The organism is Candidatus Uabimicrobium amorphum, from assembly GCF_009002475.1.
GTDB classification, from domain to species: Bacteria; Planctomycetota; Uabimicrobiia; order Uabimicrobiales; family Uabimicrobiaceae; genus Uabimicrobium; species Uabimicrobium amorphum.
The window spans coordinates 5,439,244-5,465,768 of record NZ_AP019860.1 but is presented as its reverse complement, the minus strand read 5'-3'; the positions used below and the strand labels follow the sequence as shown (position 1 = coordinate 5,465,768).

Annotated in this window: 19 protein-coding genes; 9 read left to right on the top strand and 10 right to left on the bottom strand. The window is 39.2% G+C overall.

Annotated features, from left to right (window positions below):
* Positions 1-82 precede the first annotated feature (82 nt).
* The 4 genes from UABAM_RS19880 to UABAM_RS19865 form a co-directional block, all read right to left on the bottom strand.
* A complete protein-coding gene (locus UABAM_RS19880) occupies positions 83-2,119 on the bottom strand; it encodes a DnaJ-like cysteine-rich domain-containing protein (protein ID WP_151969745.1) in 2,037 nt (678 codons plus the stop codon).
* A 487-nt stretch (positions 2,120-2,606) separates the two neighbouring features.
* The gene (locus tag UABAM_RS19875; RefSeq protein WP_151969744.1) at positions 2,607-4,013 is read right to left on the bottom strand and encodes a hypothetical protein; all 1,407 of its coding nucleotides are present in this window, start codon (positions 4,011-4,013) and stop codon (positions 2,607-2,609) included.
* Positions 4,014-4,015: 2 nt separating this feature from the next.
* Complete coding sequence (locus tag UABAM_RS19870) at positions 4,016-5,476, bottom strand: hypothetical protein (protein WP_151969743.1); 1,461 nt, start codon at positions 5,474-5,476, stop codon at positions 4,016-4,018.
* A gap of 129 nt (positions 5,477-5,605) precedes the next feature.
* Positions 5,606-6,289, bottom strand: a complete 684-nt coding sequence (locus UABAM_RS19865; protein WP_151969742.1) for a metal-dependent hydrolase — start codon at positions 6,287-6,289, stop codon at positions 5,606-5,608.
* A 123-nt stretch (positions 6,290-6,412) separates the two neighbouring features.
* Here UABAM_RS19865 and UABAM_RS19860 point away from each other — a divergent pair, with 123 nt between their 5' ends.
* The 5 genes from UABAM_RS19860 (at position 6,413) to metH (ending at position 14,297) form a co-directional block, all read left to right on the top strand.
* Positions 6,413-7,288, top strand: coding sequence for a 2-oxo acid dehydrogenase subunit E2 (locus UABAM_RS19860; RefSeq protein ID WP_151969741.1), 876 nt, complete (start codon positions 6,413-6,415; stop codon positions 7,286-7,288).
* The gene (locus UABAM_RS19855; RefSeq protein WP_151969740.1) at positions 7,288-8,232 is read left to right on the top strand and encodes a hypothetical protein; all 945 of its coding nucleotides are present in this window, start codon (positions 7,288-7,290) and stop codon (positions 8,230-8,232) included. Before UABAM_RS19860 ends, UABAM_RS19855 begins: the two co-directional genes overlap by 1 nt.
* The gene (locus tag UABAM_RS19850; RefSeq protein ID WP_151969739.1) at positions 8,232-8,990 is read left to right on the top strand and encodes an exodeoxyribonuclease III; all 759 of its coding nucleotides are present in this window, start codon (positions 8,232-8,234) and stop codon (positions 8,988-8,990) included. The genes UABAM_RS19855 and UABAM_RS19850 overlap by 1 nt, the downstream gene beginning before the upstream one ends.
* 5 nt (positions 8,991-8,995) lie before the next feature.
* Positions 8,996-10,189, top strand: coding sequence for an MFS transporter (locus UABAM_RS19845; protein ID WP_151969738.1), 1,194 nt, complete (start codon positions 8,996-8,998; stop codon positions 10,187-10,189).
* Between the two features lie 448 nt (positions 10,190-10,637).
* Positions 10,638-14,297, top strand: a complete 3,660-nt coding sequence (gene metH / locus UABAM_RS19840) for a methionine synthase (RefSeq protein WP_151969737.1) — start codon at positions 10,638-10,640, stop codon at positions 14,295-14,297.
* Positions 14,298-14,476: 179 nt separating this feature from the next.
* Here the strand turns inward: metH and UABAM_RS19835 are convergent, their stop codons facing one another.
* The 5 genes from UABAM_RS19835 to UABAM_RS19815 form a co-directional block, all read right to left on the bottom strand.
* Entirely contained in the window at positions 14,477-15,025 is a 549-nt protein-coding gene (locus UABAM_RS19835; RefSeq protein ID WP_151969736.1) for a fused DSP-PTPase phosphatase/NAD kinase-like protein, read from the bottom strand.
* A gap of 25 nt (positions 15,026-15,050) precedes the next feature.
* Complete coding sequence (locus UABAM_RS19830) at positions 15,051-16,178, bottom strand: SGNH/GDSL hydrolase family protein (protein WP_151969735.1); 1,128 nt, start codon at positions 16,176-16,178, stop codon at positions 15,051-15,053.
* 81 nt (positions 16,179-16,259) lie between these two features.
* Positions 16,260-17,354, bottom strand: a complete 1,095-nt coding sequence (locus tag UABAM_RS19825) for an SGNH/GDSL hydrolase family protein (protein WP_151969734.1) — start codon at positions 17,352-17,354, stop codon at positions 16,260-16,262.
* A gap of 45 nt (positions 17,355-17,399) precedes the next feature.
* A complete protein-coding gene (locus UABAM_RS19820; RefSeq protein ID WP_151969733.1) occupies positions 17,400-18,482 on the bottom strand; it encodes a hypothetical protein in 1,083 nt (360 codons plus the stop codon).
* Between the two features lie 284 nt (positions 18,483-18,766).
* Positions 18,767-19,885 (bottom strand): hypothetical protein, encoded by a 1,119-nt coding sequence (locus UABAM_RS19815; RefSeq protein ID WP_151969732.1) that lies wholly within the window; start codon positions 19,883-19,885, stop codon positions 18,767-18,769.
* Positions 19,886-20,009: 124 nt separating this feature from the next.
* Here UABAM_RS19815 and UABAM_RS19810 point away from each other — a divergent pair, with 124 nt between their 5' ends.
* Genes UABAM_RS19810 through UABAM_RS19800 form a run of 3 tightly spaced genes read left to right on the top strand, consistent with a single transcriptional unit; the run spans position 20,010 to position 25,571 of the window.
* Positions 20,010-21,080 (top strand): phosphotransferase enzyme family protein, encoded by a 1,071-nt coding sequence (locus UABAM_RS19810; protein ID WP_151969731.1) that lies wholly within the window; start codon positions 20,010-20,012, stop codon positions 21,078-21,080.
* A 13-nt stretch (positions 21,081-21,093) separates the two neighbouring features.
* Entirely contained in the window at positions 21,094-22,467 is a 1,374-nt protein-coding gene (locus UABAM_RS19805; protein WP_151969730.1) for an efflux RND transporter periplasmic adaptor subunit, read from the top strand.
* Entirely contained in the window at positions 22,464-25,571 is a 3,108-nt protein-coding gene (locus UABAM_RS19800) for an efflux RND transporter permease subunit (RefSeq protein WP_173013438.1), read from the top strand. Before UABAM_RS19805 ends, UABAM_RS19800 begins: the two co-directional genes overlap by 4 nt.
* Positions 25,572-25,658: 87 nt before the next feature.
* Here the strand turns inward: UABAM_RS19800 and UABAM_RS19795 are convergent, their stop codons facing one another.
* Positions 25,659-26,075 carry a secondary thiamine-phosphate synthase enzyme YjbQ gene (locus UABAM_RS19795; RefSeq protein WP_151969728.1) on the bottom strand — a complete coding sequence of 139 codons (417 nt, stop codon included), beginning with the start codon at positions 26,073-26,075 and terminating at the stop codon, positions 25,659-25,661.
* A 160-nt stretch (positions 26,076-26,235) separates the two neighbouring features.
* Here UABAM_RS19795 and UABAM_RS19790 point away from each other — a divergent pair, with 160 nt between their 5' ends.
* Positions 26,236-26,502: a hypothetical protein gene (locus UABAM_RS19790; RefSeq protein WP_151969727.1), complete on the top strand. Its 267-nt coding sequence runs from the start codon at positions 26,236-26,238 to the stop codon at positions 26,500-26,502.
* The last annotated feature ends 23 nt before the right edge of the window (positions 26,503-26,525 follow it).

The window sequence follows — 26,525 nt, the reverse complement described above, 5'->3', positions numbered from 1 at the left end:
ATAAAATTAGGGTGTGTTTTTATGAAAACACACCCTAAATATCACCTTGTTAGAAATCTACTCTTACTTAATAGATCACCAACTAGTGTAAGTCATCATACCAAGCTTGTAACATTTGATAAGGCTTGCTGAAGTGTCTTTTGTAGCAACTTGGACAACGCAATGTTTTTGCACCATTACATGTACGGCAGTAGCGTTTCTTGGTCACAGAATCTTCTTTCAACTGTATCGTTTTTTCCACAATTCCTTCACCAAGACAAGAGCGACACTCAACTAAACCGTCTTGACCACAAACCGCGCACGTATTCAAAGCAAGTTCCGCAAATTTTTTCAGCGTATATCCTTGCTCTGAACCAAGACGCTTACTCATTTTCACGACTTCATCTTTTGGCAACATGTCTTTGATGACTTGTAGTTCATCGAGAACTTTCTCAAAGTTGCCTTCGTTAAAGTCTTCCACAATGCTCTGTGCATATTGCCATGCGCGCTGCTTGTCTTTTTCCAAGGCTTGCTCTTGACGTTTTAGGTCACGTTCTTCTTGTGCCTCATCAACGCGTTGAGCTATTTCGTTGCGCAAAGCAATACGACGATCAATTTGTGTTTTTGCGTTTGCCACGAGTTCATTGTGCTCTTCGCTAGGTTTTTTCAATTTTTCAAATGTATCACGAACATTGAAGTGCATGCTGTTAGAGGCATAAAAGTGCAGCGCCAATCCGTATACGTACTCTTTAGGAAAATCGCTTTCCAAAGCAAATTTATTGATCAACTCATCGGCACGAATGCTGCGTAAGTTCACCACTTTTTTCGTCTTTTCACGTGTCACTACGTAAAGTTTGTCATTTTCATACTTGACAATTTTGCCGTTTATAAATGCTTTGTCATTGGCACGTAAGAACATTTGCTTCTTTTTACCTACAGAAAATTCAGCTCCTTGAGCAATCGCGTTCCACAATTTGTTTAAACGAATTAGCGAATCGTGCATTTTCAAAATAATCGTAATATTGTCTGATGCAACATCACGGTATTTTTCTGCCTGAATTGCCAAAGGCTCGACAAGGTCTAATGCTTTTTTGTATTCCCAATTCGCAGTCATTGCCCCAATTTTTTGACTAACACTGGCAATTTTTGCTTCCACTTTTTTCAATTCCTCATCAGAGGTATTTTTTTCTGTGGTCTCTTGCGCTACCTGCTGTTCTTTTACATGCAAATTAGACAGAGCCTCTTGGTATGTATTGTCCATTCGCGACAACATCGGCTTTAATTCCACATTATTACGCAACTCGAATGGTATTTGATTTACAAACTGAAATGACTCCATCAGGACTCTTTGGTACTGGCCATCGTTCATGTATTCTTGTAACTTCTCTTGCTGTCCACCAACAATGCCTTTGATTTTTTCCATTTGCTTGTGCTGATCTGTTTTTATGCTCTTTGCAGCATAAACAGTACCATCAAATTGACGGGAAAGTTGTTCTAAGGTATACCAACGTGTAATCGGATCCATATCCGCTTTTAGTTTTCCATGCGACTCTTTTGCCATCAACTCGTATTTTTTTGTTTCTAAATCCTGTATTGCCTTGCTTACGTCGGCATTAAACATTTTCTTCACAAAAGCTTCCATCTTTTTATTGATGGCCTGAGAATTGTCTTCCGGCATGTTGTCTAAACTTTGCCACGCTGCCGCAAAATTAAAATCATCTTTTTCCGTACCCATTACCATTGTGTTCTGATCGTCTGTCGCGGTCTCGGTCTTATCAGACATAACCCATATACCGGCCATTACCGCTACGATAACAACTGCTGCCGTAACAACGTATTCAAATTTACTTGATTTTGGTTTTGTGTATGCCGCGGGAGGTGCACTGTTATCCCATTCTCCGGTTTGCAAATTCATACGACATGCAACGCAAATCACATCGTCTTTGTTCAAAAATGCTCCACAAGTTGGACAATTGCGCAAATCTTCTTTGTCATCACCTATCTTTTTCTTGATTTCTTCAATAGTGGGAATCGAAATTTTTCGTTCACACGGACATTTGACCCTTTTCCCTGCGTATTTTTCGGGAACCTTAAGTATCTTGCCGCAAGAGCAATTTACCTTGATGGAATACGTCGACATAAATTATTGCCTTTCTAACAGATAATTTTCGATAGCGAAAAGTTTTCTAAACCTCTCCCTTAGCTTGAGATGTGTTTAAGTACACATTTTAATATTATATAATAAATTCTACTGTAATTTCCAGTACTTTAGATTATCTTTACATAGGGCGTGCCATCAATTAAAGTTTATTTAATATTAAAGTCATTGTAAATTCTAGCTAGGCGCTCCGTATGCATCATAGCTAGGTTATTTAAATAAGGAGCAACGACGCTAGTATTTAGAAGGGCTCAATAGTGAACGAAGGTTAATTGATGACGCGGCCTTAGGGCGTATCATCAATTAAAGTTTATTTAATATTAAAGTCATTGTAAATTCTAGCTAGGCGCTCCGTATGCATCATAGCTAGGTTATTTAAATAAGGAGCAACGACGCTAGTATTTAGAAGGGCTCAATAGTGAATGAAGGTTAATTGATGACACGCCCTAGTAAAAGTTCCTGGTCACACTCATTTTTCGGTAGTATTTTTACTCATTTCTTGTAGCCAATTTTGATATACCTTAATCTCTTGGAAGCTAGCACCTTGACCTTGAGCTCTTTGCAACATGCGGATGGCCATATTATAGTTTTGTTCATAACCCAAAAATATTGCAGCATTTAGATACGTATCGTCATCTTTGTTTTCCCGCAGAGCAAAAAACACAATATCTTTATTCGACAGTTCAGAGAGTTTAATGCGCCGCTCTTTGCCTCCACTGACAATGTGGAATGCATTCTCATGGTATTTTTGGATGCGTCCCACAATTTTTTTGTGATTACGAAGTGACAACTGCTTTCTTTTCAAACCACCGAAATGCTGTGCGCCTTTCTGCGCAGTATCAATCAACCGTTTTATCCCTTGAACATCTTTCAATTTTTGACGAATCTCTTGTACCAATTTATTTTCAGGTTCGAAGTAACTCAAAGCATTTATATCATTCCAAAATTTTTCGAGTTCTTCTTGTGCTTTAGAATAACGACGTTCATACATAGTTCGATAGAACTTTTTGAGATAATTCTTAAAATTCTTTTGGTAGTCACGTAAACGTTTCTTATCATCCGTAACATCGTGCCCAGCAGCATTTTTCGTATTTCCTCGATACTGATGTATCAATTTCTGAAATCCTTCTTTGACACGTGGTGACGCATTGACAGCCGACAGTAAGGCAAAAACCTCTTCTAATAACTTTGGTGTAATGCGGGTCACAATTTCGCCATAGCGCTGCTCATGTTGTAATTGTTCCACATTTGTTTGGTGTAAATGGAGATGACTTAACAAATCTTTCTCCATTTTATTTATTACGTCTTCATCGCGAAGATAACAAGCGGTCATCCACTTTTGCAAGACAGTTTGCTCTTGCAATGTCTCTTTGTGAAGCTCTTTCCACAACGCAATGCGATACCCCTTGAGGTCTGACATAGAAGGGCGATTTTCAAAATTGTGTAACCGTTGCCACTTTTCCTGTAGATCTTCTCTACTATGACTCTTAAGGCCTTGTTCTTTCGCCAAAAATGTTGAGATTTCTTGGTCTTTTTGCCAAAGGCGAATAGATAAAATAGATATACACCCCAATAATATGGCGTATGTCGCTGCTTGCCAGTGCTGACGTAAGAAACCTTTACGTTTTATTTTACTGGCATCCCATTCCCCTGTTTTGAGATTTGTGTAGCAGGAAACGCAAACTTCGTCGGCATCACTCAGGAATAAACCACACGTCGGACAAGAACGCACCTCTATTTGCGTAGCACTTTCTTCTTCGTTGAGCTTGGGCACAAGGTTTAATTTACTGCACTGTGGACATTTGGCATGGCGACCAGCGTACTCCATTGGTAAACGCAAAATTTTCCCACATGTACATTTTACAACTATTTTCACGTTTACTCCTCGTCAAACAAAAAGTAGATTTCGTCTTTCAACTTTTCAAATTCCTTTAGTAATAGATTTTGACGGTCTACAATACTTTGCAGTGTACTTTGTGGAGTTTTCTGTACTTCCCAATATTTTTTATACAAATTCATATATTTCTGGCGTAATTCCTCGACATTCTTTTGGAGCTTTTTGTTTTGTGCTAACACTTTCGTCAATTGTTTTTTACTAACAGCGAGTTGCTTTTGTTGCGCGGCGTTATTTACCTGGAGTTTTTGTTTTTGCGACACTATCTTTTTAAATTCAGCATTGGCATTGAACAAAAACTTCATCATTTTGTCATTTTGTTCGCGCAAGAACTCGATTTCTTTTTGGTGTGAATGTTTAGCATCTTGCATTTTGCTTTGCAAAACTTTCCATTGTTCTTGCAATTTTTTATGCGAATTTACAACAGCAATCAGTTGCTGGCGTATTTCGCCGCTTTTCTTTGCCAACTTCTGCATATTTACCAAACGTTCTTTTGTTTGGGTTATTTTTTGTGCAAATTCATGCAAGGCTTTTTGCTGTTTTTGATAGCGCCCTTGCCAAGACTCGAGCTTTTCTTGTAGAGACTCAATCTTCCCTTGTGCTTTGATCAGTTGCAACTCTTTTGTTTTCAACAAATCGACAACAATTTTCCCTTGTGTATTCTTTGGTAATGCCGCCAGTTTACCTTCTAGCTCCTTGACCTTTGCGTCGCGAGACTCTAACTGTTGCTTCTTTGTTTCTACAGAAACAACACTTTCGGCCAATTTGTCTTGCAAAACTTTTAGTTCTGCATTCTTTGCCACAAGTTCTTTTTCCTTTTCATCCAAAGATGCTACGCTTGTAGTATGTTTGGTTTCGATTTCATTGAACTTTTGCTCCCAAGACGCTAGTTTCTCCTCTTTATCTTTTAGCGACTTTTCGAGCGTGACATATTGTTCTTCAAGCGCTTTCAGTTCTATATTTTTTGCTGCGAGTTCTTGTGTTTTCGCTTGCATATTCTTTAGATTTTCGTCTGCACTATCTTTATATTTTTGAGATTCTTTTTGCAACGCAGCATTACTTTCCTGCAACTTTTGCAAAGTCTCCTTCTGTGTTTGCGACTGTTTTTTTAGTTGCTGTTGTTCTTTTTGATTTTGAACCACTTTTTTTTGCGACGCCACCGACTCTTCGTACAGAACATGAAAATTCTCAAACAAAACTTTGTAAGAAATTTCAGCCGTGACAGTACCATCATCGTTGTTTGTATACGTTGCTAACGAAGCGAGATTTTGCAGCCAGGCAATTTTCTGTGTTTCGGGAACTTCCAAATACTTTGCCAGGTGTGCAACCATCTTTTCGCGCACCTTTCCATCCGGAGAATCCACTTTATAACGAATGACAATTTTATCGTTGTTTTGCGCAAACAACAGAGTAATACAAAAAAAACTAGCTACTAAAAATTTCATGCCATTTCCCTTTATTTAGAAATCCGAACTACAAGTAAAGCCATATAAGGTTACAAACATGCTAACCGAAATATTCATCTATTCTAATAAAATTTGGCATTTTTTTTAATTATTTTTGTAATTTTTACCCTACTTTGTATAAGCAGAAAAATAATCCTTGATATGTTCCATAACGGGAATTGCTGTGCTATCTTCGAAAACAAGCACTCCAAAACCAATGACCAATGCATAGGTCACCCACGTAGAATATTCGCGAAAATTCCCTAGATCTAAGGCGGAACCTGATGATTTTTTCAAACGCAAAGCATTTCCTTGCCAGTCCACGGAGTATATTTCATCCGCAGCTAAATGCGTAAGATAACCCAACATACCTATACCGGCAATCACAAATCGCGTCTGCACTTCGAGATGCGCAAACAACAAAAAAATAAGTTCGCCACACAAAATAATTGCCGGTATACTATGGAACATGCCGCGGTGGACCGTAATTTTATGGAAAATAGTTTTCAAAACATGTTTGACAAACAAATAACCAACTGCCATAAATAAAATCCACATTTCTAGGGGTAACGCTTTGGTATTTAAATAGCGATCGATAATCGCCAGCGGTAAAATAATGGCCAAACAATTAAACAAAAAATCTCCTGGTGTACTAATAGGATGGTCAAAGTCGGGAGCAATGCTTGCGATAATGCCAATAACACACGCGGCACCACTTTGTACGGGATCTAAACCTAACTGCGCGTATGCCACAACGGATGCGACAGAACTCGTAGCTACGCCATATTGTAAATGTTGTTTAAAATTAGCCATCGTTATTCTCCTTAGCTGTTTTTTCAGGGGTTCTATTCGACTTCTTCCAAAAGATACTAATTTTATACTATTTTTTTACGGAATACAATCGAGTTTTCGTATTTTCCAATAGAAAGGAACATTATGGGGCTAAAAAATGTACAAATGAAACCTTTAAAAAATCCTTCTAATTTTCGTAAGTTATCCATGGGGAATTGGGGGAAAGTAGGTGATCCGCAAGTATATGCGGTGTTGGAACTTGATTGTGAAAATGCACTGCGCTACATCCAACAAATGCGTGAAAAACTCAATGTAAAAGTAACCATTAACCATCTTGTTGGTCGCATTATTGCCCTGACACTCGATCGTTACCCGCAACTAAACGGAATGATCGCGCGACAAAAAATATATTTACGCGAAAACGTCGATATTTTTTTTCAAGTGGCCATGGAAGACGCAGAAACAGAGCTTGTCGGCATTTGTATTAAAAATGCTCATGAAAAAAGTCTTACACAGTTTGCGGAAAGTGTTATACGCAAAACAGAAAAAGTACGCTCCTCAAAAAATCATCCTATGCGCAAGAGCCAATCGCGTTTTGGTATTATTCCGTGGCGTATGATGCCTACTCTCGTAAAATTTCTCAACTGGTTACAGTACGACTGGAATTTCAATTTATCATGGTTGGGTGTACCCAAAGACGCCATGGGAAGTATTATGGTGACTTCGGTAGGAACCCTGGGAATGCAACTGGTATTTGTTCCTCTAACTCACATTGGTAGAACTCCTGGACAAATCGCGGTGGGAAGTATATATAAAAAACCGGTTGTCAACGACGACGATCAAATAGAAGTTCGCAAGCGTTTGAATTTATGTTGCACATTCGACCATCGCTTTATGGATGGTCTTTTGGCCTCGAAAATGGCAAAAATGCTCACTGCTATGTTTGAAAATCCCGAAAAGTACGACGATTACATAGAAGCACAAATTTCAGGCAAAGAATTCAAGTTTAGGGTGGAATAATGATATTTTTTCATGGAACTGTAGAAGAACATATAAAAAACATAAAAAAAACCGGTGTGAAAGCCGCAACAACCGACCCGTGGATTTTAGAAATAACAAAAGAAAATGTGTGTTGTCTTTCCAAAGAACCAGCGTCAGGAGAAGGAGGAAATGCCGCCTACTTCGCAGGACGTACTAAAAATCAAAAACAAAATGGCTATCTTGTCGCCATGCGCATCCACCGTAGTGAAATTATGCAACAAAAACTCATCGCCATAGTAGATAACAAGCAACTCGACGACTATGTCCGTTATCATTTCTTTCCTAGACAAGAATTTCGTGAAGTGGGTTTTTCACTGTATACCACCTTAGATGAATATCGCAAACGCGACCATAGTTTTCGCCGGGTAGATACTTTTATCCAAGAAAAAAGCGTAAATGACTTTGCGCAGAAATTTTCCTTTGCGGTAAAAGAAAAGCGTCAATACTATTGTGACATTTTACCGGAACAACACAAATGTTACCAGCTAGAAGAAGTGAGCATAAGTGATGAATTACACGGACTTATTCTCGCGATTGGCTGGAAAACTTTTTTTGATTTTTTGCAATTGCACTTCGCACATTTTACACAACAGAAGTGGGATGAATTTACCCAAAACGCCCCTTACCAAGACGATGCGTTTTGGAAAATGTTTTATGAACGCTACCCACTACAAATTAGCGATGATCGCTACAGTTACTTCGCCAACTGGTTCTCTCCACAGTGGTTACAGGACCGTTTCTTGCAAGACATAGAAGAAAACTGTCAAATTTGGGTAAAATCCATGGAACCCCAGTATATACTGACGACAATACACATTACAACCCCCTCAGGAGTTGTCAGCAAATTTAAATCGTGTAAAACGCGCCAGGGATTTTCGCGCATGGTATGGAAAGAAGTCAACAAAGTTTTGGAGAAAAACTAATGAAAATAATGTCTTGGAATGTCAACGGAATTCGCGCCGCAGTAAAAAACGAAGGCTTATACAATGCAATTCATGAACAAAACCCCGACGTAATATGTTTACAAGAAACAAAACTCAGTTCCCCAGATCAAGTGCAACTTGAACTAGACAATTATCCTCACAAATATTGGAATATGGCAGAGAAAAAAGGTTATGCGGGTACCGCTATTTTTAGTAAACAGCAACCCATCTCCGTACAAAACGACATCGGCATAGAACAGCACGATAACGAAGGCAGGGTTATTGCCTGTGAATTTGAAACGTTTTACCTTGTAACAGTGTACGTTCCCAACGCCCAACGCAAACTAACACGTCTTGATTATCGACAAGTATGGGATGCCGACTTCTTAAAATACCTAAAGAAACTGGAAGAAAAAAAGCCCGTTGTATTTTGCGGTGACATGAACGTTGCGCACCAAGAAGTAGACCTTGCGCGCCCAAAAACCAACACCAAGAATGCTGGTTTTACCACAGAAGAACGCAGCGGCTTTGACAATTTTATCCAGGCGGGCTTTGTCGATACATTTCGCCTTTTTACCAGCGAAGGTGGTCACTACACGTGGTGGAGCTACCAAAACCAAGCGCGCGAGAGAAATGTGGGGTGGCGCATTGATTATTTTGTCGTCTCGCAAAGTCTTGTTCCACAAGTAAAAGAATCCAAAACTTGGCCACAAATCACCGGATCTGACCACTGCCCCGTTACCCTAGTAATCGAGTAAAATGTATGAAAATTTTGGCAAACCGCAACATCACTTTTCTGTTTCTAGGACAAGTTATTTCGCAATCGGGAAATAGCATCTTTCGCATTGGTTTGTTGTGGATCGTACTAGAGTTGACGGGATCAAAAACAATCACTGGAATCATGGCGATGGCGTCGTTTTTGCCATCGCTATTTTTTAGCATTCCCGCAGGTGCGGTGGTGGATCGTTTTTGCAAACGCAATATCATGAGACTAATGGATGTACTGCGTTTCTTTTTGGTAATTCTTATTCCCATTTGCTATTTTTTTGGTCAACTAAATATTTACTTTCTCGCGGTAATTACGTTTTTAACTGCCGCAGCAACCACGCTGTTCTTTCCGGCACGCGATGCTCTTATTCCCGAAATTGCCAACGAAGAAGAGTTGGGTTTTGCCAATACCATCATTCAAACTTCATGGCAATTTGCTGTACTTCTCGGGCCTGCTCTAGGAGCGCTTCTTCTTCACTACGTGGGTGAAATACATCTATTCACCGCCGATGCCGTCACCTACCTTATATCTTTTATCGCAATTTCGTGCATCGCTCCGCAACAGAAGAGCATAGCAAAAAGAGAAACAACAGCTTTGCAAGACATGAAAGAGGGACTAAATTATGTTTGGCAAACACCTCTCATACGCGCCGTAATTATCATTACGGTATTCAATAATCTATTTCTCATGGGACCAGCAATCGTAGGAATACCTATATTTGTGAAAGAAGCTCTACATTTAGATGTTTCTCACTATGCATGGGCAGAAGCCTCTCTTGCCGGAGGAATTATTATAGGCGTACCGATCATGGCATGGATAAGCCGCAATGCAAAACACATGGGAAAAGTGCTGTTGTGGGGACTGATATTTGATGGCCTAACACATTGCCCTCTATTTTTTGCCACAACATTTCGCCAAACTGCGATCACATTGTTCATTCATTCAATATTTATTCCGATGGTCACCGTATCACGTACCACTCTAATACAACAAAATATACCCCGCGAACTTCACGGTCGTGTTTTTAGTATTATTTATATGTGCGTCATCGGGACAACGGCTCTCTCCACTTCTTTGACAGGAATACTTGCCGAATATATTTCTATAAACACCATTTTTTTATATTCTGGTATGTTGTGCGCCTCAGCCGGAGTATGGGGCTTTTGTTTAGGAATCCACCGTCATTAATTTGTGACGAAATCCAAGCGAACGATACTAGTTGTCAATCATATTTGGTCGCACTCTATAAAACAATGTACACAAACTAAGACGCGTTATGCCTCTCCTGTGGGAGAGGCATGAGTTTTGTTGATTTCAGCGCAGCTGAAACAGCAACACGATGGTGAGGGCACCAATATGGAGAAGAATACCTAAAAAAAGTAATACGAAAAACAAGTTTCAGTTGACAAATCGCTGCGCATACGTTACGCTAATCAAAACTACTGACCATATTGTCTGACAACTACATACCAACCAACGAATTAGGAATAAAAAATTCAACATTTTTACTCCCTTTCTCTATTTCAGGAGTGACAGCACTCCTCTGACAAATAAACCTCCACCTTGATCTGTAATACGCCTAATATTTTTCACAAACACCTTATATCTATTCACAAAACCGTAGAAGGGGATTTCTATGCACACAAAACCTGCAATAGAAGAGTTACTCAAAGAGCGCATACTCATTATTGATGGCGCAATGGGAACGATGATTCAAGCTTATAAACTCAAAGAACAAGATTACCGCGGAGAACAATTCGCTGATCATCCACATGATTTACTCAACAATAACGATTTACTTTCCATTATACGCCCAGACATTATCGAAGAAATTCATCGCAAATATCTAACTGCTGGTGCCGATATCATTGAGACCAACACTTTTAGTGGCAATATCGTATCCCAAGCCGATTTCAAACTCGAAGAAATGGTATATGACATCAACTTACACTCGGCGCAAATCGCACGCAAAGTTGCCGACGAATTTACCGCACAAAATCCAGAAAAGCCACGTTATGTCGCCGGGGCACTTGGTCCCACAACGCGTACCGCTTCTATTTCTCCTGATGTCAACGATCCAGGAAAACGCAATGTCACTTTCGATGAACTTGTTGCGGCATATAGAGAACAAACTCGCGGGCTTATGGACGGCAAAGTGGATGTTCTACTCATTGAAACCATATTCGATACATTAAATGCTAAAGCTGCCATTTACGCTATTGAGGATTACTTTGAAGAACACAATGTCCGCGTTCCCATTATGATTTCCGGTACAATCATCGACAAAAGTGGACGCGTACTCTCTGGGCAAACCATTGAGGCATTCTGGAACTCCGTAGCACATGCAAAACCACTAGTTATCGGGCTCAACTGTGCTTTGGGAACAGAAGCAATGCGCCCATACGTAGCGGAACTTGCCAAAATCGCCGATTGCTATATTAGTTGTTATCCCAATGCAGGTTACCCTAATGAGATGGGAGAATACGATGAAACTCCTGAATTCATGCGCGAGGTGTTACAAGAATATGCACAGAGTAATTTAATTAATGTCGTCGGAGGATGTTGCGGAACAACCAATAATCACATCCAAAGTATTGCGGCAATCGCAGAAATGCCGCCGCGCAAGATCCCAGAAATAAAAAAGCGCTCCTCATTCAGTGGTTTGGAATCTCTCATCGTTCGCGAAGACACCAACTTCATCAACGTTGGTGAGAGAACAAACATTACTGGGTCGAGTCGTTTTGCCAAAGCCATCAAAGCAGAGAACTATGAAAAAGCAGTTGCCATTGCCTTGCAACAAGTAGAAAACGGTGCACAGATCATCGATATCAACATGGACGAAGGTCTTCTCGACTCCAAGAAAGTGATGACACAATTCTTGAACTTAATCGGTTCTGAACCTGAGATTGCCAGGGTTCCCGTCATGATAGACTCCTCGAAATGGGAAGTGCTTGAAGCCGGGTTAAAATGCCTGCAAGGAAAGTCCATCGTTAACTCCATTAGCCTTAAAGAGGGAGAAGAGCCCTTCATTCAACAAGCAAAAACTCTGCGCAAATATGGAGCCGCTGTTGTCGTCATGGCTTTTGATGAAAAAGGACAAGCCGACACCACCGAACGTAAGATAGAAATCTGCGAACGCGCTTACAAAATTCTTACGGAAAAAGTAAACTTCCCCGCACAAGATATCATATTTGATCCGAACATACTTACTGTGGGTACAGGGATTGAAGAGCACAACAATTACGGAGTTACCTTTATCGAAGCCACAAAATGGATTAAGGAAAACCTACCACATGCACTTGTCAGTGGTGGAATTAGTAACGTTTCCTTTTCATTTCGCGGTAACAACCCAGTACGCGAGGCTATGCACTCGGCTTTCTTATATCATGCGATTCGCGCAGGACTTGACATGGGAATCGTCAACGCCGGTATGATCACTGTTTATGAAGATATTGACAAGCAGTTACTGGAACTCATCGAAGATGTTCTTCTCAATCGCCGCGATGACGCGACCGAAAGATTGTTAGACTTTGCGCAAACCGTTAAGTCAGACAAGAAAAGTGAAAAAGCTGCGGAAGAATGGCGTGAATGGAGTGTTGAGAAACGTCTAAGTCATTCTTTAATCAAAGGAATTGTCACACATATCGACAAGGATGTGGAAGAAGCGCGACAAAAATACCAGCGTCCGATCAAAGTAATCGAAGGCCCATTGATGGACGGCATGAACATTGTAGGTGATTTATTTGGTGAAGGAAAAATGTTCTTACCACAGGTCGTAAAAAGTGCTCGGGTAATGAAAAAAGCCGTAGCGTACCTCACCCCTTATATTGAAGAAGAAAAAGAGTCTGGGCAAAGCTCCGCAGGTAAAATAATTATGGCCACGGTAAAAGGCGATGTCCACGACATAGGTAAAAACATTGTTGGGGTCGTCATGGGGTGCAATAACTATGAAATTGTTGACCTTGGAGTGATGGTTCCCAGTGATAAAATACTAGAGGCTGCCCGTAAAGAAAACGCCGACATTATAGGTCTCAGTGGTCTCATTACTCCTTCACTGGATGAAATGGTCAGTGTTGCCGCTGAAATGGAACGTCAAAATTTTTCCCTACCGCTACTAATTGGTGGTGCAACAACTTCGAAAAAACATACTGCGGTAAAAATATGCACACAATACTCTGGTCCTGTCATTCACGTTAGCGATGCCTCACGCAGTGTAGACGTTTTAAGTAAGCTGATGAGCACGGAAAATAAAGAGGCTTATGTCACCGATATAAAAGAAGAATACCGCAAATGTCGTGAAGAATACGAAAGCAAGAAAGTAAGTAAAAAGCTCCTGTCCATTTCCGAAGCGCGCGACAATAAATTTAATGCCGAATGGACACAAGTACAAAAACCAAGTTTTATCGGAAATAAGACATTTCCAGAGTTCTCTTTACAAGAAATTGCCGAACGCATCGACTGGACACCTTTTTTCATTACTTGGCAACTCAAAGGGCGCTACCCACGTATTTTGGAAGATCCCAAATTGGGTGAAGAAGCCACCAAACTTTTTCATGATGCACAAAAACTTTTACAACAAATTATTGACGAAAAGTTACTTGTGGCCAATGGTGTCGTAGGTTTTTATCCCGCGAGCAGTGTTGGTGATGATATTGAAGTGTACAGCGATGATACGCGAGAAAATGTGATACACACATTTCATACTCTGCGTCAACAAACACAAAAACAACCAGGTCAACCAAACTATGCGTTGGCAGATTTTATCGCACCAAAAGACAACGGTGTCAATGATTATATCGGTTTCTTTGCTGTTACTGCTGGTATTGAAATTGAAAAATTGATTGCGAAATTCGACGCTGAACAAGATGACTACAACTCCATTATGGTCAAAGCGCTCGCCGATCGTCTTGCCGAAGCGTTTGCGGAAAAGATGCACGAACTGGTGCGTAAAGAATATTGGGGTTATAGTGCAGCGGAAGACCTGAGCAATGAGGAAATGATCAAGGAAAAGTATCAAGGAATTCGTCCGGCACCAGGATATCCGGCATGCCCTGACCACACAGAAAAACCTAAGCTTTTCGAATTGCTTTCCGCACCACAAGAAACGCAAATCAATTTAACAGAAAACTTAGCTATGTACCCAGCATCTTCGGTCTGTGGCCTGTATTTCTCACATCCACAATCACGTTACTTTGCCGTAGGTAAAATAGGAGAAGACCAACTACAGGACTACGCAAAACGCAAAGATATGGATTTACAAGAAATGCGTAAATGGTTAGCACCAAACATGTCGTAAGTTTTTATTCGTAACTGTGGTTTATCCAAGATGTACTTTTTCGAAAAGACACCAGTATCGCTTTATAGATTAGGTGTGTAAAGCAAATCTGTTTGAGCCTCCTGATACATATAGAGGCTCAAACAGATTTACGAAAGTTGTTTGGTGTGATATACAATTCATGTTTTTTTGCACAAATTTTATACATTTGGTTCGTAGGAAAATAAAAACTCTTTGATTCTTTCCCGTCTTTTTTTCGTATAGGGATGTCCGAAAAAAGAAATCTCTTTTACTAACTCTTCATTGCTACGATGAGGATATTTATTTTTTAAATATACCAGAACCATTGTAGCGGTACGGATAGCACCTGCCTCACAATGGACAAGAACCGGCTGTCTCTTTTCATCAAATGCAATATCTATAAATTGTTGTGCTTGATCGTCCTTAGGTGGATCATTCTTGTCCATGCGAATTTCAACAAAATCGATGTTATTCTGTTTACAAAAGTTCTTCTGTTTTTCATACCATTCAAAAGTACACTCATATTCACGACGCAAACTAACGATCGTTTTTAGCTTACATTTTGCATGAACAGCTTTTAGTCCTTTTTCTGACAAAGTACCACTGCGATACAGTTTATATTTGTCAACCACACCAAAGTGGTATAGTAATTTATGCCGATAAATCATATAGCAAACCAATAAGCCAATAAAGATGATAGCTAGGCTTATGTTAAGATAATTAAACATCGTAAATTCCTGTTTCCAATAATATTTATTTTTGTACCACTTCTTTTATGAACCACTCTGCTATTTTTTTCCCTGCAGCTTCATGTCCTAAATTATTAAAGTGGTTATCTCCAGAAAGATATAATCTCTTTTTTTCCTTCCACGCAATTTCTCTTATTGCGGGCATTAAATCTAAATATTTGATACTACGGGGTTGACTCCACTTCTCAATGAATTTTTGAGGATAGCTCAAGTCATAATCTGGTCCTACAAGTTTTTTTGTATAAATTTGTCTTTCAAATGGGATGGAAACGATCAATAGCTCTATGTTTCTTTTTTGTAAAAACTGGTAAATTTTTAAAAGATAAGAGAGACTTTCCTCTTTTGCTTTATTCGCAATTTGTGAATACGGTTTTTGCGACCAAAAGCTTTGATATGTAAATTTACGACCCACTTTCAAAGTGTCAAAAAATATAGATTGTGACTCAAGACGACTTCGTCTTTTCTTATACAAACGATGCAAACGGTATAACGCAAAGTTTTTGCGAAATCTTTTTCTCTTTGCCCGGTATGTGTATCCTAATTTTTTTGCGGTATTTTTTTCATCCCAATGGCAACTGCCGTTGATAATATTATATTTATTTAAACCTAGATATGTGTCGCGAAAGTCATTTCCATTAAACGTGCATATAACAACATAGTCAGGAGAAAAAAGCATCACCTTCTCCTGAAGAAGCAAAAACATATCGGGAAAGCCATACCCTCCCACACCAAAGTTTAACGCTTCATAACTTTTAAATTGCGATATACCTTTGGCAAAAATGCCGACGAAACTGCGTTCAAAATTATCAGCCCATTGACCAAACGTAAAGGAATCCCCCAAAAAAGCGATTCTTTTTACACCTTGTCTTTTCGTTTTCTTCACCTCAAACCACGCCATCCCATGAGAGTTTGTTTTAATGGTAAAGCGATTATTATAAACGATGTGTAAATTTTCTTTTACACGGTAGGACCCGGTATTGTTTGGATTTTCCTTCATGATACTTATTTGTTGCGTCGCTTCTGATGAAATAAAGCTCTCAGCAATTCTAGCTACGATCTCTAGACAAACAAAAGTAAATAAAACAACAAAAAAAGTAAATAGTATTTTCTTTTTCAAAGGCAGTTTTTTCAACGCATATTCCCTGACATAAAATAGACGAACATAAATTCGTTTAATGAGTTATAACCCGTGGTATCTATTTTCGTAAGACCCTTATTTCTTAAAAAATTTCTCATATACCCCACGTGCGTATACTTCATACCCTGCAGCAACGGGGTGCGCATCGCCTTCTGTTGGATATAATTTTCCTGTTGTTTCTAATGCATGCTTCAATTCATTTAAAATAGTCACGTGTTCTATGCCATTTTTTTCAAAGTATGAGCTGATATCATTTACAATCACTTTTTCATTAGAAACCAGTTCTTGGTATTTTTCAGGGAGTGAATATTTTCTTTCGATCAAGTAATCGTGAAAAACATATTCTGCGGTGGGAATCATAAGCACAACAAAACGAATATTTTTTTCGTCACATTTTTGCTTCATTTTTAAAAGTAATTTTTTAGCTAAGAGGTATGCTTCTTTGATCGCAGGCCTTTTTAAGTCCATGTACTGGGCCACCGCCTTTAAACGCTTATATTTAAATTTTTTCGTATTTTTTTCGTCTTTAGTAACAAAAGCCTTTTCTTTTTTAGGGAAAATCTTACGCAGTATATTTGGTCGAATAATATCATCAAACAAATAAGAAACAGCCGTGTGTTTTATCCACGATGATTTTTTCTTTTTGTACTTTTTTGTATCGTTTGAAGACATGACCTGTAATATAGGTTCTTTATTTTTTTTGCACCATTTTTGCCAATGCTCAGACCGCGTAACCATCTGCAAAATATCCGAAAAATCATTGGTAAACAACAACCCAACTACGATTGTTTTTGGCTTCATTTCGATCGCTCGATCTAAAAGGTAGTAATACTGTAAAATTCCATAACCACCTATCCCCAAATTATAAACGGTTTGATTGGTAAGCTTTCCCAATTGTTGTGGCCATGTATCTAAAGATGTGGCGTTTTGTCCATACGTATGAGAGTCACCGATGGTAACAATATCTGCTTGCTTTAACACCTTAGGATTACGAAATCCGTCAGCGTCAATCGATGGATAACTTAGGCGAATGGTATGACCTAAAATAGGATGATCTACCTTATTTTCAATAGGAAATCCCAGTACTACGCGCAAAGATATCTCCAGTAGCAAGATGAAAAATACAATGCTGGACATTGCCAAGACAAGTATTTTTTTATTTTTAGACATGACTTGTTGACCTTTCAAGTTTTATTTACAGCTATTTACTGATTATTACAGAAGTTCTTTTACTTGTTCTGCGACACGTTGTGCAGCAAGTTGGTCTCGCGAACCAAAAATATATTGAAAAATTTGCGAGCGTAGTGTTTTGTATTTATCTGCGCGTTCAAGAGCATCGTATACCACATCTGACCAGTGTTTAATATTCTTCTGTATGTATCTAGGGCCGGCTTCATATATCTTTACAAATTGATCTATTTCTTCTTGGTCCATCGCAAGTTGCTTAAGTAATTGGCTGAAATTTTCTTCCGTGCGTCCATCTTCAATAATGATAAGAGGGATATCATAAAACAACGACTCTTCGGTAACACAATTTACATCTGTGATCAGTAAGTCGCTCACAGAAAGTGCTTCTCCCACCATCAGGTTCATAGAATCTAAAAAAGTGTTTTTACGGTTGGCAATAGCAGAATTCAGCTTATTCGAGAATTTCCTATTTTTACTCATGTCCAACACTTGTCCGGGATGAGGCCTAATGATCAAGTTAAACTCTGCCGGTATTTCTTTGAGAATTCTTTCGAAACAAATTTCAAGAGAGCTGAAAGGAAGACCTGTCGTGGCGTATAGTATGGTTTTTTGAGAAGGATCCAAGCCTATTCGAGATAGAATACTTTGTGTATTTTTCTCACTTTTTATCGGATAATTTACGAAAGGAAGAAACCCTGTCTGAGAGAAAGAAAAATTATATTTTCCCTGCAACTTCATAAAAACTTTATTCATTCTTGGACCAACTAGGAAATAATGATCGAAATGCTTAAGGGTTTGCAAAATTGTTTCATTGAGTTGCATATAGGTGCCATGAAAAAGCATAAATTTTTTTGCTTTTAGCTTTGGCAATATTTTACGATGTGGGTACGCTGCAAAAATGGCATCTGCATTGTGCACAGCTCTGTATCCTGCTGAAAGTGAGTATGCCATTTTATTGTAGTAAAGAGCTGGAACTTCGGGATGATATTCTTTAAATACCTTGTAGGTGAATTTTCTTTTGATAACAAAATTTCCTCCTGTAATTGCAAATACTGGGTACAGTGGAAAAATTGCCTGGATATCCCTTGCAAAAAAAACAAGATCATTCATATTTGATCCTCTTATCGCAACCATATTTTTAACTTTTTTGGTAAAGAGTTAGACAGGGGTTATTTTGCAAAAAAGTCAAAATGAGATTAGCTAAATTTTGATATTTGTGCGAAAACTTGAGAGTAAACGTTAAATATTTACAAGATGAGGTGGCATATAATATCAAAGGTGCTACAAACAAGCAACTAAAAATTGTTTTAGATAGCAAGGGGAAGAATCGTTGTACACGGGCGAAAATTTAGGGGAAGGGATGAACAAAATTTAGAGCCCGGAGGCTCTAAATTTTACTCTATTTTGGCAAATGGATGGTATCTATACACCAAGGAACAACCTGGTAAATCGTAAAGCGTGTTATATGCTTGTATTGGATTAAAGAATAGCATTCCTTTTGGGAGTTTCTTGCTCCCTTTTCCAAATAAAAATGGTAAAACATTGGGGTTTAAAGTGTTGGCTTCGTAACCATCTAATTGTTTGCCGTTAAAGTACATGGGAATACTCGATACATGGACGTACTCATCCGCATAGTGAAAGCGCTCAGGATCAAAAAAAGAGTACAATTCATCGGGATTTTCGGCATTTCTTTCCCATAGTAATTTGGATGTATCGAATAACGCATAACGCAATTTTATTTTGTTACCGGGAATTTCACCCTTTTTGTTCATTGATGGTAAGTACGTAACGCCATCGCGGACGACATACCCATCACCGCTTTTCATCAATCGTATATCGCTGACAGTAATTGCTTGCAGATTATGACGACCTTTTTCTACAAAAATGGCAGCATGAGTACCCGCTTTGTCTTTTTCACCGGCGTCGTTTAAAAAATCGACTTGCCCATCGGCAAAACTTTGTTTTGTACGGCGAAAAGAATATCCTTGGATATTATAAACGCGGATGTCTTCACCATCTTGTAAAGTTAATAAAACAATTTCGCCGTCCATACTATCACTATGATTTTTTTTCACAACGACCTGAAGGTTTTTCATGTCATTTTCATACCACTTGCGAACAGCACCACCACTAAATCCCCAATCTAGGGCGTGAAATATACTGTACGTGATGTAAAAATGAGTTTTACTTTCGATCACAGAATAATATAGGGCGATATCGAACATTGCATTTTTGGCTTGTATGTTATTGCTATTGTTCAGGGCGTCCCAATCCCCATCGAAATCAACGCGGCATATATAATCCCAACGTGGTTTTTCTTCATTTACGGCTTGAAACAAAACCGGAGCATATTGAAAAGCAACTTTTTCAATACTCCAACCTTCAGGGGCTAAAACACGCTCCTCCATCACAATTGCATTTTTATGAGTGAGAACCAACCCAAAAATTACAATTATGATGGGAACAATAATCATAATACACACACAAATCATTAATAGTGTAAATTTTCTCAAGGTATGCACCTTAAAAAGAATTTAAGAAAAGATAGTTTTACCTATCTGAATACCATTATTTTTTCTATAATAAAATAGTGCACCCTAATAATATCATAAAAATTTCTTTGTTGCAAATTTGTCCATGAATAATGTATCGATAATAAAAATATGTAATCAATTTAAAACACAAGGTTTGTGTAGCGAAGGTATGCTTCACGGCAGTGGGAATATCCACGACACCTATGTTTGTAAAACTAAACATCGCAGATACTTACTGCAAAAAATAAATCAACATGTTTTTCCTGCCCCGCATAAGGTCATGGAAAATATTTCACTTGTCACATCTTTTCTACAAAAAAAATGGCAAAAAATTTCGCCACAAAGTGCCCAACGGCGCGTTTTGACAATTATTCCCACAAACACAGGAGAAAATTTTTACCAAGATCCACAACATAACTGCTGGCGCATGTATAACTTTATTGAAAATAGCGTTTGCTACGAAAACATAAGCAATGTTTTTCAAGGGAAAGAGGTAGCAAAATCCTTTGCCATTTTTCAAAAAATGCTTCTAGATTTCCCTGTCGAAAAACTACATGTCGTCATTCCACAATTTCACAATATTGCCAAACGTTTTGCACAACTCAAAGATGCCGTCCTTGCTGATGACCACCAACGCTACTCTAGCGTAAAAGATTTTGTACAAAAACTTTTGCAATATGAAGATTTCTGCAAAAAGGTCAACGAATTTGAACAATCACTACCATTGAAGGTCGTACATAACGACACAAAAGTCAACAATGTTTTGTTTGATCGTGAATCGCACCAAGCCGTATGTATCGTCGACCTGGATCTGGTAATGCCTGGCTTTTCCATTTACGACTTTGGAGATTTAGCGCGTAGTGCCACTTGCCACAAGGAATGTGGAAAATTTGTTTTTCGCAGCGATTATTTCGCCACTCTCCTGGAAGGGTACATAGAAGAAGCCGTGCATTTTTTAACACCTCAAGAAAAAAAATACCTCATTTACTCATGCAAAACCATTGCTTGTGAACTTGCATTTCGCTTTCTCACCGACTATCTCGAAGGAGATAAATATTTTAAAATCAACTATCCTCTACACAACCTTGATCGCGTAAAACGTCAAATTCAATTCATTGATAGCCTCGATCGTCAACAACAATCACTAGAAGACATGTTTCGTAAATACATATAAAAGGAGTTTTGGCGTGAAAAAATTGCTAAAAATATTCAACCCGCGCTTGTTAATTATTCCGCCTATTGCCATTGGGATTGCCGTATTGGTATGGATGGGTAAGAATGCAAAACAACCACAAACAATAGAAAACAAGGAGGTTGTTACCCCTGCTGCTGTTATCACCGTAAAGCCCATGGATGTTGAGCCTAGAGTCATTGGCTACGGAACAGCACAGCCGAAAAATATATGGAAGGCCATCGCCGAAGTCAGCGGCAAAGTCGTAAAAATGCACAAAAGTTTGACCAAGGGAAATTTTCTGAAACGCGGCACACAAGTTATTGTAATTGATCAACAAAGAATAAAACTACAAATCACCGAAATTGGAGCCAGTATTAGCAGCACCACGGCAGAAATCAAAAAACTCGACATCGAAGAGAAAAATTTAGTTGTTTCACTCAAAATAGAAAAAAATACACTGGCCATTTTAGAAAAAGAACGCGACCGCATTAAAAAACTTGTCATACAAAATCGCGCTGAAGCTTTTGCCAACTTAGATAAAGCAGAAAGAGAATACCTCGCTCAGCAGTCCAAGGTGCAAAACACTCAAAGTTCCCTGGACATTATTCCCTCACAAAGAGAAATTTTGAAAGCACAAATTGAACTCAACAAAGCCAAACTTGCTGCGGCACAACTCGACTTGAAAAATAGTGTCATTCGCGTTCCCTTCGACTGCCGCATTGATCGTGTAGATGTCGAACTTGGTCAATTTGCACAAACAGGGTCGGTCCTCATCGAAGCTTACGGCACAGATGTTTCTGAAATTTTGGCAATGTTTTCCATTGATAAATTCCGCCACATGCTTCCTCCAGGGCGTAAGATAAAAACCACTCCAGGTGTTCAGCAAATACGCCAACGATTTAAAATAAAGCCAACCATTCGTTTCACCATGGGAAACTTCTCCATTAAGTGGGACGAAGCATACTTCAGTCGTATCAATTCCGAAATAGACGAGCGTAGCCGTATGATTGGCATCATAGTCGCCTTAGATAAACCTTACGCATTAGCAAAGCCAGGTGTTCGGCCACCTTTAACCAAGGGAATGTTCTGTGAAGTAGAACTCCGCGGTCAACCCAAAAAAGACTGTCTAGTTATACCGCGAATGGCTATTCGCGACCATAAAGTATACATCGTTGACAAAGACAATCGGCTGCGCAAGCGCAAAGTTACGGTCGCCTTTACCCAAGGAGACTTTGCCATTGTAAAGGACAAAACACTCACACAGCAACGCGTTATTGTTTCGGATATTACACCAGCAGTCGCTGGCATGTTAATTGCCCCTACAGAAAATAGTGAGCTGCACAAGGAAATTTTGCGTGAATGCGGTGTGAAAGGAGAACAAAAATGATTCGCTACTTCGCTTCACATCCTACCGCTGCAAATTTATTAATGGTTTTCCTTCTGGTACTTGGTATTTCCACTCTACCACAACTACGTCGCGAGACCTTACCTGATTTTTCTGCCGACCAAGTACAAATTCAAGTCATTTACCCAGGGGCAACGCCACAAGAAGTCGAAGAATCAGTTTGTCGTGAAATAGAAGATGCCTTAGAAGGTATTAACTATGTAGATGAAATAAAATCAGAAGCACTAGAGGGAAACGCTTCTGTAACGGTAAAAATGGTAGAGGGCGCTGATTTCCGTGTATTTGTCGATGATATCAAAAATGAAATTGATGCTCTCAACGATCTACCCGAAGATGCGGAAACACCTATTGTAAAAGAACTCAATCGTGCTGACAGAGTACTATCACTCGCGGTAACAGGTCCGATGTCCGCCAATGACCTCAAATACTACTGCGAAATTCTTAAAGAGAAAATTCGTCGTCTTCCAAAAGTATCCAAAGTAGATGTCCTGGGATTTTCTGACCATCAAATACGCATCGAAATACCTCGTGGAGCGCTAGTAAAGTATGGCGTTAGTCTTAAAAATATTAGTGATACCATCTCACGGCAAAATTTCAACTTACCCGCAGGTACCATGGAAACAAACCGCAGTGAAATCTTGCTGCGCTTTCAAGGACAGAATTACACAACCCAGCAATTTTCATCGATTGTCATCTTGGGCGAAAATGGCGGCGAAGTTTTGCTAGGCGACATTGCGCAAATTACCCAAACTTTTGAAAAAGACGAAGACAAAGCCATTTTTGGCAATTTCGACGCCAAAACTCATCAATTTGAGGGACAACGTGCTGGTATATTGCAAATCAACAAAACCAAATCAGAAGACTCTTTAGATGTTGTCGCATCAATCAAAAAGTTTATCAAAAACGAAAAAACCCCTCCTGGTGTTCGCTTTATTATTACACAAGACACATCATCCATCGTCAAAGATCGCTTACAGATGCTACTAAAAAACGGTTGGCAAGGAATGCTTCTTGTTTTTTTCACCATGTGGCTATTTTTTAACTTTCGCTTTTCTTTTTGGGTGGTGATGGGTCTTCCGGTTTCTTTCCTCGGAGCCTTGTTCTTTCTACCCTTTATCGATTATTCTATCAACATGATCACCATGGTCGGTTTGCTTCTCGCACTAGGACTTTTAATGGACGACGCCATTGTCATTTCCGAAAATGTCGCTTCGCATTTACAAAAAGGAAAAAATGCGATCAATGCAACAATAGACGGTACTGCACAAGTGACCATTGGAGTTTTTTCTTCCTTTTTAACTACCGTGTGCATCTTTGGTCCAATATGTTTCATGCAGGGAAATATTGGTAAAGTCATGCGTGTCATGCCAGTTATTCTCATTTTGGTTTTGAGTGTAAGTTTAATCGAAGCTTTTTTTATTTTACCCAATCACCTCTCTCATGCGCTGCATAATATGAACAATAGTAAGAGAAATCGTTTACGTCAGCGACTAGATTCTTTTCTCGATTTTTTGAAAACAAAAGTTCTGCATACCGTCGTTAAATTTGCGGTAAAATTTAATTACTTGTTTATTGGCTGCACCGTCATGGTATTTTTATTTTCATTGAGCCTACTTTTTGGTGGATATTTAAAATTTCAAGCCTTTCCTGAAATCGACGGAGATGTTGTCGAGGCACGAATACTCTTACCCCAAGGAAGTTCATTATCACAAACAGAAAAAGTAGTGCAGCAAATTACCAACGCTTTGTCGAAAGTAGAGCAGCAATTTTTTCCACAACCAGGAGCAAAGTCTCTCATTCGCAACGTCAGTATTCAATACAATAAAAACGCCGATGTGAAAGAAAAAGGAGCACATATCGCTACGGTAGTTGTTGACCTTCTCAATGCCGAAATACGCAGTGCGAAAATTGACGATATATTAAATACTTGGAGAAAAAAAGTAGGGGCTGTTACTGGAATTTCTAGTTTGAAATTTACCGAACCAAGTATTGGTCCCGCAGGTCTTGCGATTGATGTTCGTTTACAAGGGCAAAATCTAAACACATTAAAGCAAGCTTCTATTTTCTTGCAGAATTGGTTAAATAAATTTAAAGGTGTACAAGACCTAACCGACGACTTACGTCCAGGAAAACCAGAAATACAAATCCAATTGCGACCAGGTGCCACTTCATTAGGCATCGAAGGTCAAAATGTTGCGCAACAACTACGTGCCGCATTCCAAGGTAGTGTCGTCGATGAAATTTTTATAGGGAGAAATTCATTCGAAATTGACGTACGTTTAGCTACGCAACAAAACTTTAACGATATTGATAACTTTTACATCATCCACGATGGTACGCGCATTCCACTACAAACAGTCGCCGATGTCAAATACACACGTGGATTTGCCAAATTGAGTAGAATCGACGGTTTATTGACTGTCAGCGTACAAGGAGATCTGGATACGAGCATTGTGACTTCTGGGGAAATCACCAAGAAAATTCGCAAAGACTTTATACCACAACTCAACAAAAAATTTCCTGGTGTCATGTTAAGTTTTTCGGGAGAAGAAAAAGAAAGTGCCGAAACAGAAAATAGTTTGCAACGTGGTTTTCTAATTGGTTTACTAGGCGTATTTATCATCCTGAGTTTCCAATTCAAGAGCTATTTGGAACCCTTTATTGTCATGCTCGCGATTCCGATGGCCTTTATCGGCGTCATGTGGGGACATTTTTTGATGGGATATAGTTTGAGTATGCCGAGTATGATCGGCTTTGTATCCTTGGCCGGGGTTGTTGTCAACGACTCTATTTTGTTAGTGGAATTTATTAAAAACAACTACCGCCAAAGTGGAGATATTGTAAATGCCGCTGTCACAGCAAGCCAAGAACGCTTCCGCGCCATTCTCCTAACATCCATGACCACGATTGCCGGGCTCATTCCGCTGCTCATGGAAAAAAGTTTACAAGCCCAAGTCCTAATCCCACTAGCCATCAGCCTAGTTTTTGGATTACTCGCATCTACCGTACTCATTCTGGTATTTGTTCCTTGTTTCTACAGCGTTCTTTATGATATGCGTAAGTTGTGGGGAAATACAAAGAAATAGAAGAGATTGCGGGAAATCCGTAGCCGTCACCGTAGTCGTCACCGTAGTCGTCACCGTGACGACTACGACTACGGTCAGGGTGATATCCTAACAACCAATCACCTTCACCAAAATGTTCTTTTCGCGTCCCCCATCGAAATCGGCGAACATGATATGATCATCTTCGTCGAGATCTAGCTGTCCACCACTTAACGAAACACATACTTGTCGCCCAAGTAGCATACTCTTAATATGCGCTGCCGCATCGGTGCGATTTACATTGAAAGTGTACTGGCTATATGGTTTTTCGGGGGCTAATTTGTGTAAACAATCGTCAATGTCTTGTAGTAATTTTTTATCTTCAATATGTATAAATAAACTCGTGCTGTTACTATTCGAATAGCAAAAAACCAAACCGTCTTGTATTTCACTCTCACTAACAACAAATGATACTTGTTGGGTAATGGCAAAATAGTCGCGCGGTTGGTCTGATTTTATCGATACCTTTTTACTATAATGCTTCATATTTTATACCTAAATAAGAATTGACATGAATGTATTTCCAAGTTAATATTACTACTTATACTTTTATTTTGTTTTTTTGTAAGTTTAAGAAATTCTCTACGACTAATAGAGAGTTTCGTTACACATCAATCAATCAACTTATTTATGTAGGATATAAACTATGAATATTAAGAAAAAATTATCTGTTGGTACACTAGCTGTTGGTCTTTCTCTAGCTGGTCTTTCTCTAACTGGTGCTGGCTGTTGTTCTGGTGCTGCTACTGACGATGCTGGTCATACACAAAGTTCTTGTGGTGGTGACAAAGCTGGTGAACATTCTTGTGGTGGTGAAAAAGACGGTGAACACTCTTGCGGTGGCGACAAAGACGGCGACGCTTCTTGCGGCGGCGACAAGTCTGGCGACTCTTCTTGCGGCGGCGACAAGTAATACTCACATCATCAACTAAGCTA

Bases quoted from the DNA above. Each gene is read 5' to 3' on its own strand.
- UABAM_RS19880 (WP_151969745.1), bottom strand. From the start codon at position 2,119: ATGTCGACGTATTCCATCAAGGTAAATTGCTCTTGCGGCAAGATACTT.
- UABAM_RS19825 (WP_151969734.1), bottom strand. From the start codon at position 17,354: ATGTCTAAAAATAAAAAAATACTTGTCTTGGCAATGTCCAGCATTGTA.
- UABAM_RS19860 (WP_151969741.1), top strand. From the start codon at position 6,413: ATGGGGCTAAAAAATGTACAAATGAAACCTTTAAAAAATCCTTCTAAT.
- UABAM_RS19870 (WP_151969743.1), bottom strand. From the start codon at position 5,476: ATGAAATTTTTAGTAGCTAGTTTTTTTTGTATTACTCTGTTGTTTGCG.
- UABAM_RS19865 (WP_151969742.1), bottom strand. From the start codon at position 6,289: ATGGCTAATTTTAAACAACATTTACAATATGGCGTAGCTACGAGTTCT.
- UABAM_RS19820 (WP_151969733.1), bottom strand. From the start codon at position 18,482: ATGAATGATCTTGTTTTTTTTGCAAGGGATATCCAGGCAATTTTTCCA.
- UABAM_RS19855 (WP_151969740.1), top strand. From the start codon at position 7,288: ATGATATTTTTTCATGGAACTGTAGAAGAACATATAAAAAACATAAAA.
- metH (WP_151969737.1), top strand. From the start codon at position 10,638: ATGCACACAAAACCTGCAATAGAAGAGTTACTCAAAGAGCGCATACTC.
- UABAM_RS19845 (WP_151969738.1), top strand. From the start codon at position 8,996: ATGAAAATTTTGGCAAACCGCAACATCACTTTTCTGTTTCTAGGACAA.
- UABAM_RS19800 (WP_173013438.1), top strand. From the start codon at position 22,464: ATGATTCGCTACTTCGCTTCACATCCTACCGCTGCAAATTTATTAATG.
- UABAM_RS19790 (WP_151969727.1), top strand. From the start codon at position 26,236: ATGAATATTAAGAAAAAATTATCTGTTGGTACACTAGCTGTTGGTCTT.
- UABAM_RS19795 (WP_151969728.1), bottom strand. From the start codon at position 26,075: ATGAAGCATTATAGTAAAAAGGTATCGATAAAATCAGACCAACCGCGC.
- UABAM_RS19810 (WP_151969731.1), top strand. From the start codon at position 20,010: ATGAATAATGTATCGATAATAAAAATATGTAATCAATTTAAAACACAA.
- UABAM_RS19850 (WP_151969739.1), top strand. From the start codon at position 8,232: ATGAAAATAATGTCTTGGAATGTCAACGGAATTCGCGCCGCAGTAAAA.
- UABAM_RS19835 (WP_151969736.1), bottom strand. From the start codon at position 15,025: ATGTTTAATTATCTTAACATAAGCCTAGCTATCATCTTTATTGGCTTA.